The following is a 15,023-nucleotide window of genomic DNA, read 5'->3' as shown; positions in this document are numbered from 1 at the left end:
TCAGTCCAGAACGCGCGCTTCGTCAACCAGCATGACCGGAATGCCGTTGCGGATCGGAAAGGCCAGATTGGCCGCTTTGGATACCAGTTCCTGCGCCTTGGCATCGTATTCCAGTTGCCCGTAGGTGCGCGGGCAAATCAGGGCTTCCAGCATCCGGCGATCAAATTTGGTGGGTTCGTCATTCATTGCATCATGTCCTTGCCGTCACCGGCGCGCAGTTTGTATTCGATCAGAGTGACCAACGTTTCGCGACGCGTCGACAGGGATGGCGCTTCAAGCAGGGCCTGTTTGTCTTCCGGATCGAAATCCAGCAGCATCGACAGCGAATTGACCAGCAATTCATCATCGGCGTCCTTAAGGGTTTCCCAGTCAGCAGACAGATCGCGGGCGCTGAAATAACGGCCCAGAAGATCCAGGAATCCGCTGCGTTCGAACGCTGCGTCCTTTTCCTCGCGGCCCAGATCACGCTCGAACCCGTCCCAGTTCACCTCGCATCTCCGATAGGGCAAAAAGCCCTTAACCTCGGATAGGACGCGAAACCGCGACATGCCCGACAGGGTGATCATGTACCGGCCGTCTTCGGTTTCGGAAAACTGCGTGATCCGACCGGCGCAGCCGATGGCATGCAAACCGGTTCCGTCCCGGCCCGGAACCTCGTTCGGCTGGACCATTCCGATAAGGCGACCTGACGTTTTCAGCGCATCTTCGAACATTTGCAGATAGCGCGGTTCAAAGATGTGAAGTGGCAACCGTGATCGCGGTAAAAGCAACGCCCCGGGTAAAGGAAACACCGGGATGATATCGGGAAGATCAGTTGCTTTTTTCATTCACCAAACCTAGCCCAGCCACCGCTTTAGGCAAATATCATCGAACTGAGTTTTCTGCGCCCGTTCAGCACCACAGGGTCATTCGGTTTCAACGCATCGAAGATGGTGAAAAGCTGGGTTTTTGCGGCGCTGTCATTCCATTCGCGATCCCGCCGGAATATTTCAAGCAGGGCATCAACCGCCCCCTGAACATCGCCTGCGGCATGCAGGGCCAGTGCCAGATCGAACCGTGCCTGATGATCATCCGGGCTGGCCTCGACCGCTGCCTTCAGATCATCAACCGGTCCGGCGCTGGCCGCCTGACGCGCCAATTCAAGCTGGGCATGGGCGGCTTCCAGTTCGGGCGATTTGGAAATTGCCGCAGGCGCTCCGTTCAGGATCGCTTCGGCCTGATCCAGATCATCCATCGCGATATGCGCGCGCACCATACCAGAATAGGCACCCGCATGGTTCGGGTCTTCACCCAGAACCGCGGCAAAGGTCTGCGCCGCATCCGTTGCCGCGCCTTCGGCCAGCATTTCCTCGGCGGCGTCTACCGCATCATTCAGGCTGTCACCCGGTGCTTCACCTCCGCCCGCCTTGATCACACGATCCACGAACGCCTTGATTTCCGATTCGGGTACAGCACCCTGAAACCCGTCAACCGGCTGCCCCTTGTAAAACGCATAAACGGTCGGAATCGACTGGATTTGCAACTGACCGGCGATCGCCTGCGCCTCGTCCACGTTCACCTTGACCATTTTGACCGCACCCTTTGCGGCGCGCACGGCGTTTTCCAGCATCGGGCCGAGTGTTTTGCACGGGCCGCACCAGGGTGCCCAGAAATCCACGATCACCGGGGTTTCGGCGGACGCATCCACCACATCCGCCATGAACGTGGCTTCGGTTCCGTCCTTGATCAGATTGGCATCGGCAGCAGGTGCGCCGGAAAGGTCCAGATCAATCATCTTTTCGTCCTCGCAATCATTTTTCGCGCTGTTCCTGCCTATATGAGGGCGCAGCGCGGGGAATCAAAGGTCAAAACTTGCAAAAACCGGTGCGTGATCGCTGGGTTTTTCCCATCCGCGCGCATCGCGCAGGATATGGCTGGAATGGCCTGCATTGGAAATGTCCTGTGTTGCCCAGACATGATCCAGCCGCCGCCCCTTGTCGGCGGCAGACCAGTCTTTGGCGCGGTAAGACCACCAGCTGTAAAGCAACCCATCGGGGATATCCTGACGGGTGATATCGACCCAGTTTCCGGCATCCTGTGTCTGGGCGAACTGTTCCACCTCGACCGGTGTGTGGCTGACCACTTTCAGCAGTTGCTTGTGGCTCCAGACATCGTCCTCTCTCGGGGCAATGTTCAGATCACCCACCAGAATGGATTTCTGCGGCGGTTCGCGATGGAACCAGTCGCGCATGTCGGTCAGGTAATCCAGCTTCTGGCCGAATTTTTCATTCACCTTGCGATCGGGAACATCGCCGCCCGCGGGCACATAGAAATTATGGATCGTAACGCCGTTTTCCAGACGTCCAGCAATATGGCGCGCGTGGCCAAGAGCAGCGAAATCCTGTGCGCTTGCCTCGACCATCGGCAGTTTCGACAGGATCGCAACACCGTTGTAGCCCTTGTCACCCCGCGCAACCATGTGGGTGTATCCCAGATCCGAAAAAGCATCGCGGGGGATTTTGTCGACGGGTGATTTGCATTCCTGCAAACACAGGACATCAGGCCCGTATTCGGCCAGCAGCTTGCACACAATCGGTTCACGCAACCGGACCGAATTGATATTCCACGTGGCAAGGGTAAACGACATATTGGCTGGCTCCGGTCTATGGTTCGGCGACCCTATCCGGACCTTGTTGCAGCCTCAACCCGCGCCATCGCTCCTGTCGAAAACTTTCCTTTCTTGTCACGCATCATTGGCAGACAAAAAAAGACCGGGCGCAAGGCCCGGCCAAGTCCAACAGGGAGGTGCATGTCAAGCCACCGGACATGCGCGGTATGGTTAAGACCTAAACATGACGCTGGGGTGCGTCTTTGATCTGGGTCAATAGTTTTGCAGACAATTTCTTCATGCGACCAACCGGTAACCACCCGATTCCGTGACCAGAAGACGTGCATTTGACGGGTCGGCCTCGATCTTCTGGCGCAAGCGGTAGATATGCGTTTCCAGTGTGTGTGTGGTGACACCGGCGTTGTAGCCCCACACCTCGTGCAGCAATACATCACGCGCCACAATCCCGTCTGTCGACCGGTACAGAAACTTCAGGATGTTGGTTTCCTTTTCGGTCAGCCTGATCTTGCGATCATCTTCGGTGATCAGCATCTTCATTGCCGGTTTGAACGTGTATGGCCCCAGCGTAAATACGGCATCTTCGGATTGTTCGTGCTGGCGCAACTGTGCACGGATCCGGGCCAGAAGTACCGGAAACTTGAAGGGTTTGGACACGTAATCATTGGCCCCCGCATCCAGCCCCAGAATGGTATCAGCATCGGTATCGTGACCGGTCAGCATGACAATCGGGCTTTTTACGCCTTGCTTGCGCATCAGGCGGCACAGTTCGCGGCCGTCCGTATCGGGCAGGCCGACATCCAGTATCACCAGATCATAAAGTGCCTCTTTCGCACGCTCCATGGCCTGGCTGCCGTTGCCGGCCTCGAACACATCGAAATCTTCGGTCATGACCAGTTGTTCGCTCAGCGCCTCGCGCAGATCGTCGTCATCATCCACCAAAAGTATCTTTTTAAGTTGCCCCATTTCGGCGCCTCCTGCTGCTGTTGCCTATCAAATGAGGCCAGTCCCCCCGTTCGGCAAGATTTGCTGCATCTTTTCACGCCCTCGTGTTAGGAGCGGGGCAAATGTTTCATCTTGTTGCAGGACACACTAGACTGACGCAACGACGCCAAGATAAGAACCCTGATGAGTTTTGCACCTGATATCACCGAATTGCTGGCCCGCGCCCGTGCCGATCTGCGCATGGGGGTGCCTGTTGTGCTGGTGGGCACGGAGGGTCAGGCGGTTCTGGCGATGGCTGCAGAAACGACAGACGCGCAGCGATTGGCCGATCTGCACGCTTTGGGTGGCACAGCGGTACTGGCAATCACCGCGCGGCGCGCCGAAACGCTAAAAGCACGTGCCTATGACGGTGATATCGCCCGGATCACATTGCCACCGGATGCCGGTTTGCCGTGGGTTTTGGGGGTGGCCGATCCGGCGGATGATCTGAAATCACCGATGAAAGGGCCCCTGATCGCGCAGCGTGACGGCAATGCCGCCTTGCATCGGATGGCCGTTGATCTTGCAAAGACGGCCCGCTTGCTGCCCGCCGCGCTGATACTCGACTTACCGCAGGCGGCTGATTTTGCCGCCAAAAATTCGCTTACTGTGGTGCCAGCGGTGTTGGCGGAGCCCCTGCTGGCACGATCCAGCCCGCTGCACCCGGTTGTCAGCGCGCGCCTGCCGATGGATGTATCCGAGGCGGGGCGTCTGCATATCTATCGGCCCGAAGATGGCGGCGAGGAACATTATGCTATCGAAATCGGCCGTCCGGACCGCACGAAACCGGTGCTGGCGCGTCTGCATTCGGCCTGTTTCACCGGCGATCTGATGGGCAGCCTGAAATGCGATTGCGGACCACAATTGCGTGGCGCGCTGGCGCAGATGGGGGCCGAGGGCACCGGGGTTCTTTTGTATCTGAATCAGGAAGGGCGCGGGATCGGTCTGGCCAACAAGATGCGCGCCTATTCGCTTCAGGATCAGGGGTTCGACACGGTCGAGGCCAACCACCGCCTTGGGTTTGAAGATGACGAACGCGATTTTCGCATTGGTGCCAATATTTTGAAATCAATGGGGTTTTCCTCTGTCCGGTTGCTGACAAACAATCCGGCCAAGGTGACATCGATGGAAAATACCGGCATCAGGGTGGTGGAACGTGTGCCACTAAAGGTGGGGCAAACCGCGCAGAACCGGAATTACCTGGCCACCAAGGCGGCCAAATCCGGACATATCCTGTGACCCGCGACGATCTGGTTCTGACCCGGCAGGGCGTTCGGTTTCAGGGGCAAACCTATCCCTGCACAATCGGAAAAACCGGCCTGACGGCGCGCAAGAAGGAAGGCGACGGCACAACGCCGCGTGGCGTTCATAGCATTGTGGGGATGCTGTACCGCCCGGACCGAATGGCGCGGCCCGCGCCGTGGGCCGTTGCAATCCGACCTGGCGATCTGTGGTCGGATGATGTGACAGCGCAGGATTATAACATGATGGTCAAAGCGCCCCATCCGTTCAGCCACGAAATTCTGCGGCGGGCCGACCCGCTTTATGATCTGGTGATCCTGACCAACTGGAACTGGCCCTATGCGGTTCGCGGGCGGGGATCGGCGATTTTCATCCATCAATGGCGCAGGCCATGTTACCCAACCGAAGGCTGCATCGGATTCCGGCGCGATCATTTGCGCAGGATCGCAGCGCGCCTGACCCTGCGCAGCCGTCTGATCGTGCGATAGGATCGCTCCGGAATTAGGCTGTGTCCGGTGTCCGTTCGCCAAATATGGCCGATCCGACGCGGACATGGGTGGCGCCCATTGCGATGGCCGTTTCGAAATCACTGCTCATCCCCATCGACAGACCGGTCAGATCGTTGCGCGCGGCCAGATCGGCCAGCATCGCGAAATGCGGGGTCGCATCCTGATCAACCGGGGGGATGCACATCAACCCGCAGAGCGGCAGATCAAGCGCGCGGCAGTCGGCCACGAACGCATCGGTGTCCGCGGGCAGAACACCCGCCTTTTGCGGTTCTTCGCCGGTGTTCACCTGAATGAAGATATCGGGGCAGCCACCGGTTTCCTGTGCCAGGCGCGCCAGTGTTTTCGCCAACTTGGGGCGATCAACGGAATGAATGGATTGAAACAGGTCCATCGCCTGCCGTGTCTTGTTGGTTTGCAGCGGACCGATCAGATGCAGATCAATGCCGTCGAACTGTTCACGGAACGCCGGCCATTTCGATGCGGCCTCTTGCACGCGGTTTTCACCAAAGATGCGATGCCCCTGTTCCAGCACGTTCCGGACCCGCGCATTGGGCTGCACCTTGGACACCGCAATCAGCTGTACTGCACCAGCGGCGCGGCCTGCGGCCTGTTCGGCCTGTGCGATTCGCGTTTTGATGTCTGACAGTGCCATGCGTGTACCTTTTGTTGTTCAGGACCAAAGATAACATCGTGGCACAAAAGAAAAGGGGCAAGCCCAAAGGCCTGCCCCAAATTCACACTGTCTGGTTGTTCAACTTAGAAGTTGAAGCGAACACCCAAGTCAGCAATGATTGTGTCGTTCAGACGCTGAGCAACACCACCACGGATCGATGCACCACCGCCCAGGCTGTGGTTAAAGTCGATACCGTAGCCTGTGTCTTCTGGATCGTCACCACCGTCAACATATGTGATGTAGCCTTCGACGTCTGTCGACGCGCCAACTTCAACACGGCCGGACAGAACGTAGCGGTCACCTTCGGTGCCGTTGTCAGCCCATGCAAAGCCTACGTCGGCAATGCCCAGCGAACCAACGACCGATGCGGTCAGCTCGGTGTCGCTGTCGAGGTCGGAGTCCTGCCAACCCAGAGCAAATGTCCAGTCGCTTGCTGTGTACTGAGCAACGATCGCGCGGCGATCATTTACGTCAGAAGCAGATGCGTGGAATGCGAAGTCGCCCATGGAGTAGATGACTTCAACCGCGTTCGGTGCGGAACCAGCCGAACCGGACGAGTAGTAGTCGCCGTTGACGTCATAGGCAACGTATTCGTAGCCCAGACCTGTCAAACCCAGGTCGATGACGTACTGACCGGACATGTATTCCAGAGCACCGAAGATGTTACCAACACCAACTTCAAGGTTGCCGGCACGTGCAAAGAAACGTGCGGCGTTGATGCCGTTGTCGTTTGCTTCAGCTTCGCTTTCGTTCTGCTGGATACGAACCATCGCACCAAATGTCACACCAACATCCGATTCGGTTGTTGCTGTGATGATCAGACGGTAACGGCTTTCGATGTCGATGCCGTCGTCAGAATCTGTGCCAGGAGTCCCTGCTAAGCCGGCCAAGTTATCCTCAGCAACCTTCAAATCAGCTTCAGCGGCGACAACGGCTGCCAAATCTCCCGGAGTAGCTGTACCAGAGCTAACAGCATCATTATAGGTCGTCTGAGCCGCAGCCAGATCGGCCTTCTCTGTATTCACAATAACCTGAGCACCATCGATCTGAGTTTGGTCTGTTGCTGTACCAGGTGTACCGGCTGTGCCTTTTGTTTCTGTGTAGATCGCGCCGAAACGGCCGTAGCCGCCGAACGTAACGTCTGCTGCTGCGACACCGGCGGTGGCGACCAGAGCAGTCGTAGCGAAGAGAACCTTTTTCATAGTCTTTTCCCTCGGTTTAAAAAGTTACGCCCAAACCGGGGAATCCGGTGAGGGTATGGATGTGTCTTTCGCTTGGATTGGCCCGCCTTGGCAAGGATTGGGCGCATCATGATCGCAAAGTGGTTCAGGATGGTGCAGCTTTGCCACAGTCGGTTTTGGCATGCCGCAGCGGCAAATTCGCTGCATCTGTGCTGCATCTATCATGTATCTGCGTTGTATCTGCACTGGCAAACACGCGCCATCGCCCGTTATGCAACGTGACATAGCCCTTGCCCCCTTTCGGCGGCTTGGGTAGGACAGTAGCAAGAAAAACACGCGGAATGCATGGGGCAAGTGGAATGAAACACCAATCAAAGCTCATTCTGATGGCGGCAGGTGCGTCATTATTTCTGCTGTCAGCATGCGGCGGCGGCGGTGGCATTGGCCGCGTCGGGCCGGAAAGCACCCTGAACAGCGAAGCGCCCCCCAGCCCGCTGGACAATGAAAACCCGCCCAGCGCACAGGAATCAGATACTGTCTGGGCCTATTTCAACCAGCCATCGACCGAAAATTCCGTTTCGGTCAACCGTTACATCTGGAATGCCTCACTGGAAGTGCTGAATTTCCTGCCTATTCAGTCGGTTGATCCGTTCACCGGCGTTATCGTGACGGGATATGGCACGCCGCCGGGTGGCGGGCGATCCTATCGCGCGACGGTTCTGATCGATGATCCCGCACTGGACGCGCGCGCGCTAAGCGTTGCGTTGCAGACCAGCGGCGGCGGTTCGGCCGATCCGGCCACAGTGCGCGCCATAGAAGACGCGATCCTGTCGCGCGCGCGACAGTTGCGGATCGCCGACGGCAAATTCTAGGAACAGCGCCGCCATTGTACTGGCATCCATCTGAAACTGACATTAAGAAAGCGCCGGGCCTGAACGCCCGGCGTTTCCCGTAAAGGACCAAAGACATGCCCCGCTATTCTGCCGCCGAGATCGAAGCGAAATGGCAAGCCGCCTGGGACAAGGCCGGTATTTTCACCGCCACGCGCAGCGCGGACAAACCTAAATACTATGTGCTTGAAATGTTTCCCTATCCGTCGGGGCGCATTCACATGGGGCATGTGCGCAATTACACGATGGGCGACGTGATCGCGCGCTATAAATTGTCGACGGGGCACAATGTGCTGCACCCGATGGGATGGGATGCCTTTGGCATGCCTGCCGAAAACGCGGCGATGGCCATTGGCGGCCACCCCAAAACATGGACCTATGACAACATCGCCGACATGCGCGCCCAGATGAAGCCGCTGGGCCTGTCCATCGACTGGTCACGCGAATTTGCCACCTGCGACCCCGAATATTACGGCCAGCAGCAGGCGCTGTTTCTGGATATGCTTGAGGCCGGGCTGGTCTATCGCAAGAACGCCGTGGTGAACTGGGATCCGGTCGACATGACGGTTCTGGCGAACGAACAGGTCGAACAGGGGCGCGGCTGGCGGTCTGGCGCGCTGGTGGAACGGCGCGAACTGACGCAATGGTTCTTCAAGATTTCCGACATGGCCGAAGACCTGCTGGGTGCGCTGGACGGGCTGGACAACTGGCCCGCCAAGGTCAAGCTGATGCAGGCCAACTGGATCGGCAAGTCGCGCGGGTTGCAATTTGCGTTCTCCACGATTGATGCGCCCGACGGGCACGACCGGATCGACGTGTATACCACGCGCCCCGATACCCTGATGGGTGCGTCGTTCATCGGAATTTCGCCCGATCATCCTCTGGCCAAGCATATGGAACGCGAAAACGCGGATATTGCGGCGTTTAACGCCGAATGCCGCAAGGGTGGCACAACGGAAGAGGCCATTGAAACGGCTGAAAAGCTTGGTCTGGACACCGGAATCCGGGTGCGTCATCCCTTTGATACCGCTTGGGAATTGCCGGTTTACATCGCCAACTTCATTTTGATGGATTACGGCACCGGCGCAATTTTCGGCTGCCCCGCCCACGACCAGCGCGATTTCGATTTTGCCACGAAATATGAACTGCCGATCATTTCGACCTATCTGCCATCCAAAGACAGCCCGGATGAACTGTCCGAGGCATTTGTGCCCTCCAAGACCGAGCAGGTGTTTTACAACCGCGGTTTTGCAGGTGATGCATGGCAAACCGGAAACGACGGCGTCGAGACTGCGATTGCCTTTTGCGAGGAGAACGGCGTTGGTCAGGGCGTGACCAAGTACCGCCTGCGCGATTGGGGCCTGTCGCGCCAGCGCTATTGGGGTTGCCCGATTCCGGTGCTGCATTGCGACACCTGCGGCGTTGTCCCCGAGAAAAAGGAAAACCTGCCCGTCGAATTGCCGTTTGATGTCGATATCAACACGCCCGGCAATCCGCTGGACAGGCATCCGACATGGCGCAATTGCACCTGCCCGTCCTGTGGCGGCCCGGCGCTGCGCGAAACCGATACGATGGACACATTTGTCGACAGTTCATGGTATTTCGCACGTTTTACCGCACCCGATGCCAAAACGCCCACCAACATGGACGATGCGGCCTACTGGATGAATGTGGATCAGTATATCGGCGGCGTCGAACACGCGATCCTGCACCTGCTTTATGCCCGGTTCTTTGCCCGCGCCATGCACCTGACAGGACACCTGCCCAAATCGGCGGTAGAACCGTTTGACGCGCTGTTCACCCAAGGCATGGTCACCCATGAAATCTATGCCACACGCGACGAAAAAGACCGTCCGGTCTATCACTTGCCCGAAGATATCGAGTGGACGGAATCGGGTGCACGTTTGGGCGCTGACGGTCCCATGGTCGAAGTGATTCCGTCGGCCAAAATGTCGAAATCGAAGAAAAACGTGGTGGATCCGGTCAGCATCATCAAGAATTACGGCGCGGACACCGCCCGCTGGTTCATGCTGTCCGACAGCCCGCCCGAACGCGATGTGGAATGGACCGCCGCCGGTGCCGAAGCGACATATAAACACCTGTCGCGTGTCTATCGCATCACCACGGATATTGCCGCAATGGCCGATAACGGGGCAAACCCCGAGGATGACGCCCTGCTGCGCGACATGCACAAGGCCATTCACGAGGTTACGACCGGCATCGAAAGTTTCGGCTTTAACGCGTCGATCGCGCGGCTTTATGCGTTCACCAACACACTGGCCAAATCCAAGGCCGGTGCGGCCGTACAAAAACAGGCTGCGCGCACGCTGGTGCAATTGATGTCACCGATGACACCGCATCTGGCCGAAGATGTCTGGGCGCAACTGGGTGGCGAAGGGCTGGTTTCAACCGCGCCGTGGCCAGTGGCCGATCCGGCGATGCTGATCGACGATACGGTCACGATGCCCATTCAGGTCAACGGCAAGCGGCGCGCCGAAATCAGCGTTCCGCGCGATATGGACACGGCAGAGGTTGAAAAAACCGCGCTGTCAGTAGACGCTGTGCAAAGGGCGCTGGACGGGGCCACGCCCAAAAAGATCATCGTTGTCCCTGGCAGGATCATAAACGTTGTTGTTTAGCCGCCGTCTTTTCATTCCGGGTCTGGTGCTGTGTCTGGCATCCTGCGGGTTCACGCCCGTTTACGGCCCGAATGGTGCCGGAACCGCGCTGCAGAACCAGATAACAGTGAACGAACCGCAAGACCGGGACGATTACTGGTTCACCCAGCGGTTCGAAGAACGCATGGGCCGTTCGGCAAATGCAAAATATGATTTGGTGTATAACATTTCGACAGTCGAACAGGGCATTGCCGTGAACCAGGAAGGCAATATCGAACGCTATGACGTTTTGGGGCGCGCCACATATGAATTGCGCGATGCGGCGACGGATGCGGTTGTGTCATCCGGCGATGTCGAAAGCTTTACCGGATATTCCGCAACCGGCACGTCAGTTGCCAGCCTTGCTGCCGAACGGGATGCAAGGGAACGTCTGATGATCATTCTGGCCGACCTGGTGGTGACCCGTTTGCAAGCCACGTTTAAGCCCGCGTCATGAAACTGTCCCCCCGAGAGGCACCGGGCTATTTCGCCAAACCCGATCCGGCCCGCACCGGTCTGCTGATTTATGGCGCGGACGCGATGCGCGTGGCGCTGAAACGGCAACAGGTCATTGCTGCGCTGGTCGGCCCGACGGGCGAGGAAGAAATGCGCCTGACCCGCATTCCAGCCGGCGATTTGCGCAAGGATCCCGCCCTTTTGCTGGATGCGATCAAGGCGATCGGGTTTTTTCCCGGTCCACGCGTGGCTTTTGTGGAAGAGGCCAATGACACCATCGCCGAAACAGTTCTGAGCGCTCTGTCAGAATGGCAGAACGGTGACGCACAGATTATTGTCACGGCAGGTACGCTCAAGGCGACATCGAAGTTGCGCAAGGCGTTCGAGGCCCACAAGAACGCGTTTGCCGTTGGTATCTATGATGATCCGCCCACACGGGAAGAGATTGAAAAGACGCTGGGGGATGCGGGCATTGCGGCCCCGTCCGGCGATGTGATGGCGCAGATCACGGCCCTGGCGCGCGATCTGGATCCGGGTGATTTCCGACAGACAATGGAAAAACTGGGTTTGTACAAGCGCGGCGACAGCACACCGCTGAGCGGTGCGGACCTGCTGGCCTGCGCGCCCACATCGACCGAGGCAGCGCTGGACGATGTTCTGAACATCGTGGCCGATGCCAAGCAGGGCGAAATCGGCCCGGTGCTGCGCAAGCTGCAATCACAAGGGGTGAACGCCGTCAGCCTGTGTATCGGCGCGATGCGTCACTTCAGGGCGTTACATGTCGCTGCATCCGATCCGGGCGGGCCGGGCGCTGGCATCAGCAAGGTGCGGCCACCTGTGTTCGGGCCACGGCGCGACCGGATGGTGCGACAGGCCCAAAGCTGGGGCGTGGCAAATCTTGAGACGGCGCTGACGCTGTTGACCGACACGGATTTGCAACTGCGTTCTGCCGGACAGAATGCACCCGCACTGGCGCTGGTCGAACGGGCCCTGATCCGTCTGGCGATGCTGGGCAACCGGCGAAACACATAGGAGAACGCAATGTACGAACTGATCGGAACCGTCAAAAGCCGCGCCTTTCGCGTTATGTGGATGCTGGAAGAACTGGACGAGCCCTACACGCATGTCGATACCGGCCCCCATTCGGATATTGTCAAAGCGGTGAACCCGTCGGGCAAGGTTCCGGTATTGCGCGAAGGTGATGCAGTGCTGACCGACAGTACGGCCATCATCACCTATCTGGCGGACAAGCACGGCAAACTGACCTATCCGGCCGGCACGCTGGAGCGCGCGCGTCAGGATGCGATGACCCATCAGATACTGGACGAGGTCGATGCGCTGTTGTGGACAGCGGCGCGCCACGGGTTCGTGTTGCCAATGGAATACCGTGTCGCGGGGATCAAGGATTCGCTGAAATGGGAAATGGCGATCAATCTGGACCGGATCGCGCACCAGCTGACAGGCGCGTTCCTGATGGGCGACAAGATGACCCTGCCCGATATTGTGCTGACCCATTGCCTTGGCTGGGCCACCACGGCCAAATTTGATCCCGCACCCGCAGCCTTGCGCGATTATCTGGATCGGATGCGGGCGCGCCCGGCCTATCTGACCGCGCGCCAAGGCGCCTAAACCGGATCGTATTGCGCGGCGGCCTGTCCGGCCCAACGCCCTGTCGCAAGGCAGGCGGTCAACAGGTAGCCGCCTGTCGGGGCTTCCCAATCCAGCATTTCGCCCGCGCAAAACACGCCGGGTACATCCCTTAGCATCAATGTGTCATCCAGCGCGGAAAAGGGCACGCCACCTGCTGTTGAAATGGCTTCGTCCATCGGGCGCAACCCTGCATAGGGAATGGTCAGGCGTTTGATCAGGTGCGCCAGTTGCGCCGGGTCTGCGGGCAGTGGCCTGCCGAATTCCTGTAGCAGCGCGATCTGTGGCTTGCCAAGTCGCAGCGCTTTGCGCAGGTGGTTGGTGACACTGGTCTTGCCATGCGGACGAGACAGGCGGGCGACGATCTTTGCAACATCCCAATCCGGCAAAAGATCGACGTGCAACGGTGCACCGGACCGCAAGTGTTTTGACAAGGTGTAGATACCGCCGCCTTCCAGCCCCTGCGCAGAAATAATCGCCTCCCCGCGCGAGACGTAATCCCCGACATTCCAGGAAATTCCTTTTAGTGCCTGGCCCAGAACAGACGCCATATGTTCAGACCATGGTATGTTCAAACCTACATTGGCGGGTTGAAACGGGGCCAGCGGCACGCCTTTTTCGGCCAGAAATAAAGCCCATGCGCCATCCGAACCCAGACGTGCCCAACTGGCGCCGCCCAGTGCCAGAACCGTGACGCGCGCCTGAAGCTGCTGGCGCCCGTCAGGTGTTTCAAACACCGGAACGCCATTTTCCCACCCCTGCCAGCGCCAGCGCGTGTGGCGAACAACGCCCAACCCGTCCAGACGCGCCAACCATGCCCGCAACAGCGGCGAGGCCTTCATCGCGGTCGGGAACACCCGGCCGGTTGATCCGGTGAACACGTCCTGCCCAAGGCCACGCGCCCAATCCTGAACGGCGTTTGCATCAAAGGCGCGTAAAATGAGGTCTAGGGGCGGCGCCGCCTCCTCGTAGGCGGCCAACAGATCGTCGGGAGAAACATCCTTGGTCAGGTTCAGACCGGATTTTCCCGCCATCAGAAACTTGCGCCCGAACGAGGGCTTGGCATCGCAGATTGTGACAGACCGACCAGCCACAGCCAGCATTTCCGCGGCCATCAATCCTGCGGGTCCTGCTCCGATGACCAGTGCATCCGTCATACGCTTTTGGTCCGGACTTCGCCTTTGAGTTCGACAACCCGCTGCGGGAAAGGAATTTCGATGTTGGTGTCTTTTAATGCGTTCAAGATAAGGAACAGGACGTCAGATGTGTATTTGTTTGGCCCGTCATCCAGTGCGACATAGTCGCCAACGGTCGCCTGGCCTTCCAGCAGCAGAATGACACCGGATATGAAATTGGCCGCGATCTTTTGCAGACCAAAGCCAAGCCCGACACCGATCGCGCCGCCCAGAACGGCAAGCGAGGTCAGTGAAATGCCCATGATGTTCATCAACAGAATGAACGCGAGGCCGAAAATCGCGATCTCGGCGGCTTTCACGGCCAATTGACGGGTGGCGGGGCGCAGTTCCTCTTGCTGGCTGATCAATGCGGCAGATTGATCGTTCGACCAGCGACCCAGCCAGAACAGCAGACTGCCCGCAATCAACCCACGGACCAGCGCCATCAGCGACAGGGAAATGTTGCCCAATTGTACATTCATAGCCGAAAGGCCGCCTATCACCTCGTCCAGCAGCCCGACAGCATGCAGGGCGGCAACGGGCAACAGCACGTATTTTCCAAGGACTTTAAGAAACGGGTCCCTGATGACTTCGCGCACAAGTATGCGCGCAGCCAGAAACAGGAAAACACGTTTGCCGAACGCGATCACGGCACCGCTGTCAAACAATGAGACAACAACACTTTCGCCAATTGCGGTGAACACATAGGCAAGCACCGGCAGTAAAAGCGGCACGAACCCCAAAAAGAACCGTCGGGTTGCGGCGATGATACTTGTCTGACCTTCCGGCGGGGTCAGAAAACGGGTTATGGCGGGGCGCAACCTGCGCACAGCCAATACGGCCAGCAAAAAGGCCGCAATCAGCAGTCCGAATTGTGACCATGCTGCCGGGCTAAGCAACCAGCCCTGCGCCAGTTCCCATCCCTGCAGGGCATAGCCCGCGACCTGCTGCACAATCTCGGGCTGGCTTTGAAGATCGAATTCCATCGAAAGATCCTAGTTAGA

Annotated in this window: 16 protein-coding genes; 7 read left to right on the top strand and 9 right to left on the bottom strand. The window is 58.4% G+C overall.

Annotated elements, in window-relative coordinates:
• The 5 genes from C1J05_RS00515 to C1J05_RS00495 all read right to left on the bottom strand — a co-directional run bounded on the left by C1J05_RS00515 (position 1) and on the right by C1J05_RS00495 (position 3,571).
• Positions 1-186, bottom strand: coding sequence for a Trm112 family protein (locus C1J05_RS00515; protein WP_114868551.1), 186 nt, complete (start codon positions 184-186; stop codon positions 1-3).
• Positions 183-827, bottom strand: coding sequence for an LON peptidase substrate-binding domain-containing protein (locus tag C1J05_RS00510; RefSeq protein WP_114868550.1), 645 nt, complete (start codon positions 825-827; stop codon positions 183-185). The genes C1J05_RS00515 and C1J05_RS00510 overlap by 4 nt, the downstream gene beginning before the upstream one ends.
• A gap of 26 nt (positions 828-853) precedes the next feature.
• Positions 854-1,774, bottom strand: a complete 921-nt coding sequence (trxA, locus tag C1J05_RS00505; protein ID WP_114868549.1) for a thioredoxin — start codon at positions 1,772-1,774, stop codon at positions 854-856.
• Positions 1,775-1,837: 63 nt separating this feature from the next.
• Positions 1,838-2,626 carry an exodeoxyribonuclease III gene (locus tag C1J05_RS00500; protein WP_114868548.1) on the bottom strand — a complete coding sequence of 263 codons (789 nt, stop codon included), beginning with the start codon at positions 2,624-2,626 and terminating at the stop codon, positions 1,838-1,840.
• Between the two features lie 258 nt (positions 2,627-2,884).
• Positions 2,885-3,571 (bottom strand): response regulator transcription factor, encoded by a 687-nt coding sequence (locus C1J05_RS00495; protein WP_114868547.1) that lies wholly within the window; start codon positions 3,569-3,571, stop codon positions 2,885-2,887.
• 162 nt (positions 3,572-3,733) lie between these two features.
• Here C1J05_RS00495 and ribA point away from each other — a divergent pair, with 162 nt between their 5' ends.
• Both ribA and C1J05_RS00485 read left to right on the top strand, forming a co-directional pair.
• Positions 3,734-4,828 carry a GTP cyclohydrolase II gene (gene ribA / locus C1J05_RS00490; RefSeq protein ID WP_114868546.1) on the top strand — a complete coding sequence of 365 codons (1,095 nt, stop codon included), beginning with the start codon at positions 3,734-3,736 and terminating at the stop codon, positions 4,826-4,828.
• The gene (locus tag C1J05_RS00485) at positions 4,825-5,319 is read left to right on the top strand and encodes a L,D-transpeptidase family protein (protein WP_114868545.1); all 495 of its coding nucleotides are present in this window, start codon (positions 4,825-4,827) and stop codon (positions 5,317-5,319) included. Before ribA ends, C1J05_RS00485 begins: the two co-directional genes overlap by 4 nt.
• Positions 5,320-5,332: 13 nt before the next feature.
• Here the strand turns inward: C1J05_RS00485 and C1J05_RS00480 are convergent, their stop codons facing one another.
• Positions 5,333-5,992 (bottom strand): YggS family pyridoxal phosphate-dependent enzyme, encoded by a 660-nt coding sequence (locus C1J05_RS00480; RefSeq protein WP_114868544.1) that lies wholly within the window; start codon positions 5,990-5,992, stop codon positions 5,333-5,335.
• 104 nt (positions 5,993-6,096) lie between these two features.
• Complete coding sequence (locus tag C1J05_RS00475; RefSeq protein WP_114868543.1) at positions 6,097-7,215, bottom strand: porin; 1,119 nt, start codon at positions 7,213-7,215, stop codon at positions 6,097-6,099.
• Positions 7,216-7,553: 338 nt separating this feature from the next.
• Here C1J05_RS00475 and C1J05_RS00470 point away from each other — a divergent pair, with 338 nt between their 5' ends.
• The 5 genes from C1J05_RS00470 to C1J05_RS00450 all read left to right on the top strand — a co-directional run bounded on the left by C1J05_RS00470 (position 7,554) and on the right by C1J05_RS00450 (position 12,826).
• Complete coding sequence (locus C1J05_RS00470) at positions 7,554-8,066, top strand: DUF3576 domain-containing protein (RefSeq protein WP_254684675.1); 513 nt, start codon at positions 7,554-7,556, stop codon at positions 8,064-8,066.
• A 95-nt stretch (positions 8,067-8,161) separates the two neighbouring features.
• On the top strand, positions 8,162-10,723 hold the full coding sequence (gene leuS, locus C1J05_RS00465; RefSeq protein WP_114868542.1) for a leucine--tRNA ligase: 2,562 nt from the start codon (positions 8,162-8,164) through the stop codon (positions 10,721-10,723).
• Positions 10,713-11,198: an LPS assembly lipoprotein LptE gene (gene lptE, locus C1J05_RS00460; protein WP_254684674.1), complete on the top strand. Its 486-nt coding sequence runs from the start codon at positions 10,713-10,715 to the stop codon at positions 11,196-11,198. The genes leuS and lptE overlap by 11 nt, the downstream gene beginning before the upstream one ends.
• Positions 11,195-12,229, top strand: a complete 1,035-nt coding sequence (gene holA, locus C1J05_RS00455) for a DNA polymerase III subunit delta (protein WP_114868541.1) — start codon at positions 11,195-11,197, stop codon at positions 12,227-12,229. The genes lptE and holA overlap by 4 nt, the downstream gene beginning before the upstream one ends.
• Positions 12,230-12,238: 9 nt before the next feature.
• Positions 12,239-12,826, top strand: a complete 588-nt coding sequence (locus C1J05_RS00450) for a glutathione S-transferase family protein (protein ID WP_114868540.1) — start codon at positions 12,239-12,241, stop codon at positions 12,824-12,826.
• Here the strand turns inward: C1J05_RS00450 and C1J05_RS00445 are convergent.
• Positions 12,823-14,001 (bottom strand): TIGR03862 family flavoprotein, encoded by a 1,179-nt coding sequence (locus C1J05_RS00445; protein WP_114868539.1) that lies wholly within the window; start codon positions 13,999-14,001, stop codon positions 12,823-12,825. The two genes, C1J05_RS00450 and C1J05_RS00445, sit on opposite strands and share 4 nt — an antisense overlap.
• Entirely contained in the window at positions 13,998-15,005 is a 1,008-nt protein-coding gene (locus tag C1J05_RS00440; RefSeq protein ID WP_114868538.1) for a mechanosensitive ion channel family protein, read from the bottom strand. Before C1J05_RS00440 ends, C1J05_RS00445 begins: the two co-directional genes overlap by 4 nt.
• Between the last annotated feature and the right edge of the window lie 18 nt (positions 15,006-15,023).

This window comes from Sulfitobacter sp. JL08 (assembly GCF_003352045.1).
In the GTDB taxonomy this organism is placed as follows: Bacteria; Pseudomonadota; Alphaproteobacteria; order Rhodobacterales; family Rhodobacteraceae; genus JL08.
Note: the sequence above shows the minus strand (reverse complement) of the source record. Positions and strands in the feature narration are given on the sequence as shown.

What these genes read in the sequence shown, in the direction of transcription:
- C1J05_RS00495 (WP_114868547.1), bottom strand. Translation starts at nt 3,571, where the DNA reads ATGGGGCAACTTAAAAAGATACTTTTGGTGGATGATGACGACGATCTG.
- C1J05_RS00440 (WP_114868538.1), bottom strand. Translation starts at nt 15,005, where the DNA reads ATGGAATTCGATCTTCAAAGCCAGCCCGAGATTGTGCAGCAGGTCGCG.
- C1J05_RS00470 (WP_254684675.1), top strand. Translation starts at nt 7,554, where the DNA reads ATGAAACACCAATCAAAGCTCATTCTGATGGCGGCAGGTGCGTCATTA.
- C1J05_RS00445 (WP_114868539.1), bottom strand. Translation starts at nt 14,001, where the DNA reads ATGACGGATGCACTGGTCATCGGAGCAGGACCCGCAGGATTGATGGCC.
- leuS (WP_114868542.1), top strand. Translation starts at nt 8,162, where the DNA reads ATGCCCCGCTATTCTGCCGCCGAGATCGAAGCGAAATGGCAAGCCGCC.
- trxA (WP_114868549.1), bottom strand. Translation starts at nt 1,774, where the DNA reads ATGATTGATCTGGACCTTTCCGGCGCACCTGCTGCCGATGCCAATCTG.
- ribA (WP_114868546.1), top strand. Translation starts at nt 3,734, where the DNA reads ATGAGTTTTGCACCTGATATCACCGAATTGCTGGCCCGCGCCCGTGCC.
- C1J05_RS00500 (WP_114868548.1), bottom strand. Translation starts at nt 2,626, where the DNA reads ATGTCGTTTACCCTTGCCACGTGGAATATCAATTCGGTCCGGTTGCGT.
- C1J05_RS00510 (WP_114868550.1), bottom strand. Translation starts at nt 827, where the DNA reads ATGAAAAAAGCAACTGATCTTCCCGATATCATCCCGGTGTTTCCTTTA.
- C1J05_RS00515 (WP_114868551.1), bottom strand. Translation starts at nt 186, where the DNA reads ATGAATGACGAACCCACCAAATTTGATCGCCGGATGCTGGAAGCCCTG.
- C1J05_RS00475 (WP_114868543.1), bottom strand. Translation starts at nt 7,215, where the DNA reads ATGAAAAAGGTTCTCTTCGCTACGACTGCTCTGGTCGCCACCGCCGGT.
- C1J05_RS00480 (WP_114868544.1), bottom strand. Translation starts at nt 5,992, where the DNA reads ATGGCACTGTCAGACATCAAAACGCGAATCGCACAGGCCGAACAGGCC.
- C1J05_RS00450 (WP_114868540.1), top strand. Translation starts at nt 12,239, where the DNA reads ATGTACGAACTGATCGGAACCGTCAAAAGCCGCGCCTTTCGCGTTATG.
- holA (WP_114868541.1), top strand. Translation starts at nt 11,195, where the DNA reads ATGAAACTGTCCCCCCGAGAGGCACCGGGCTATTTCGCCAAACCCGAT.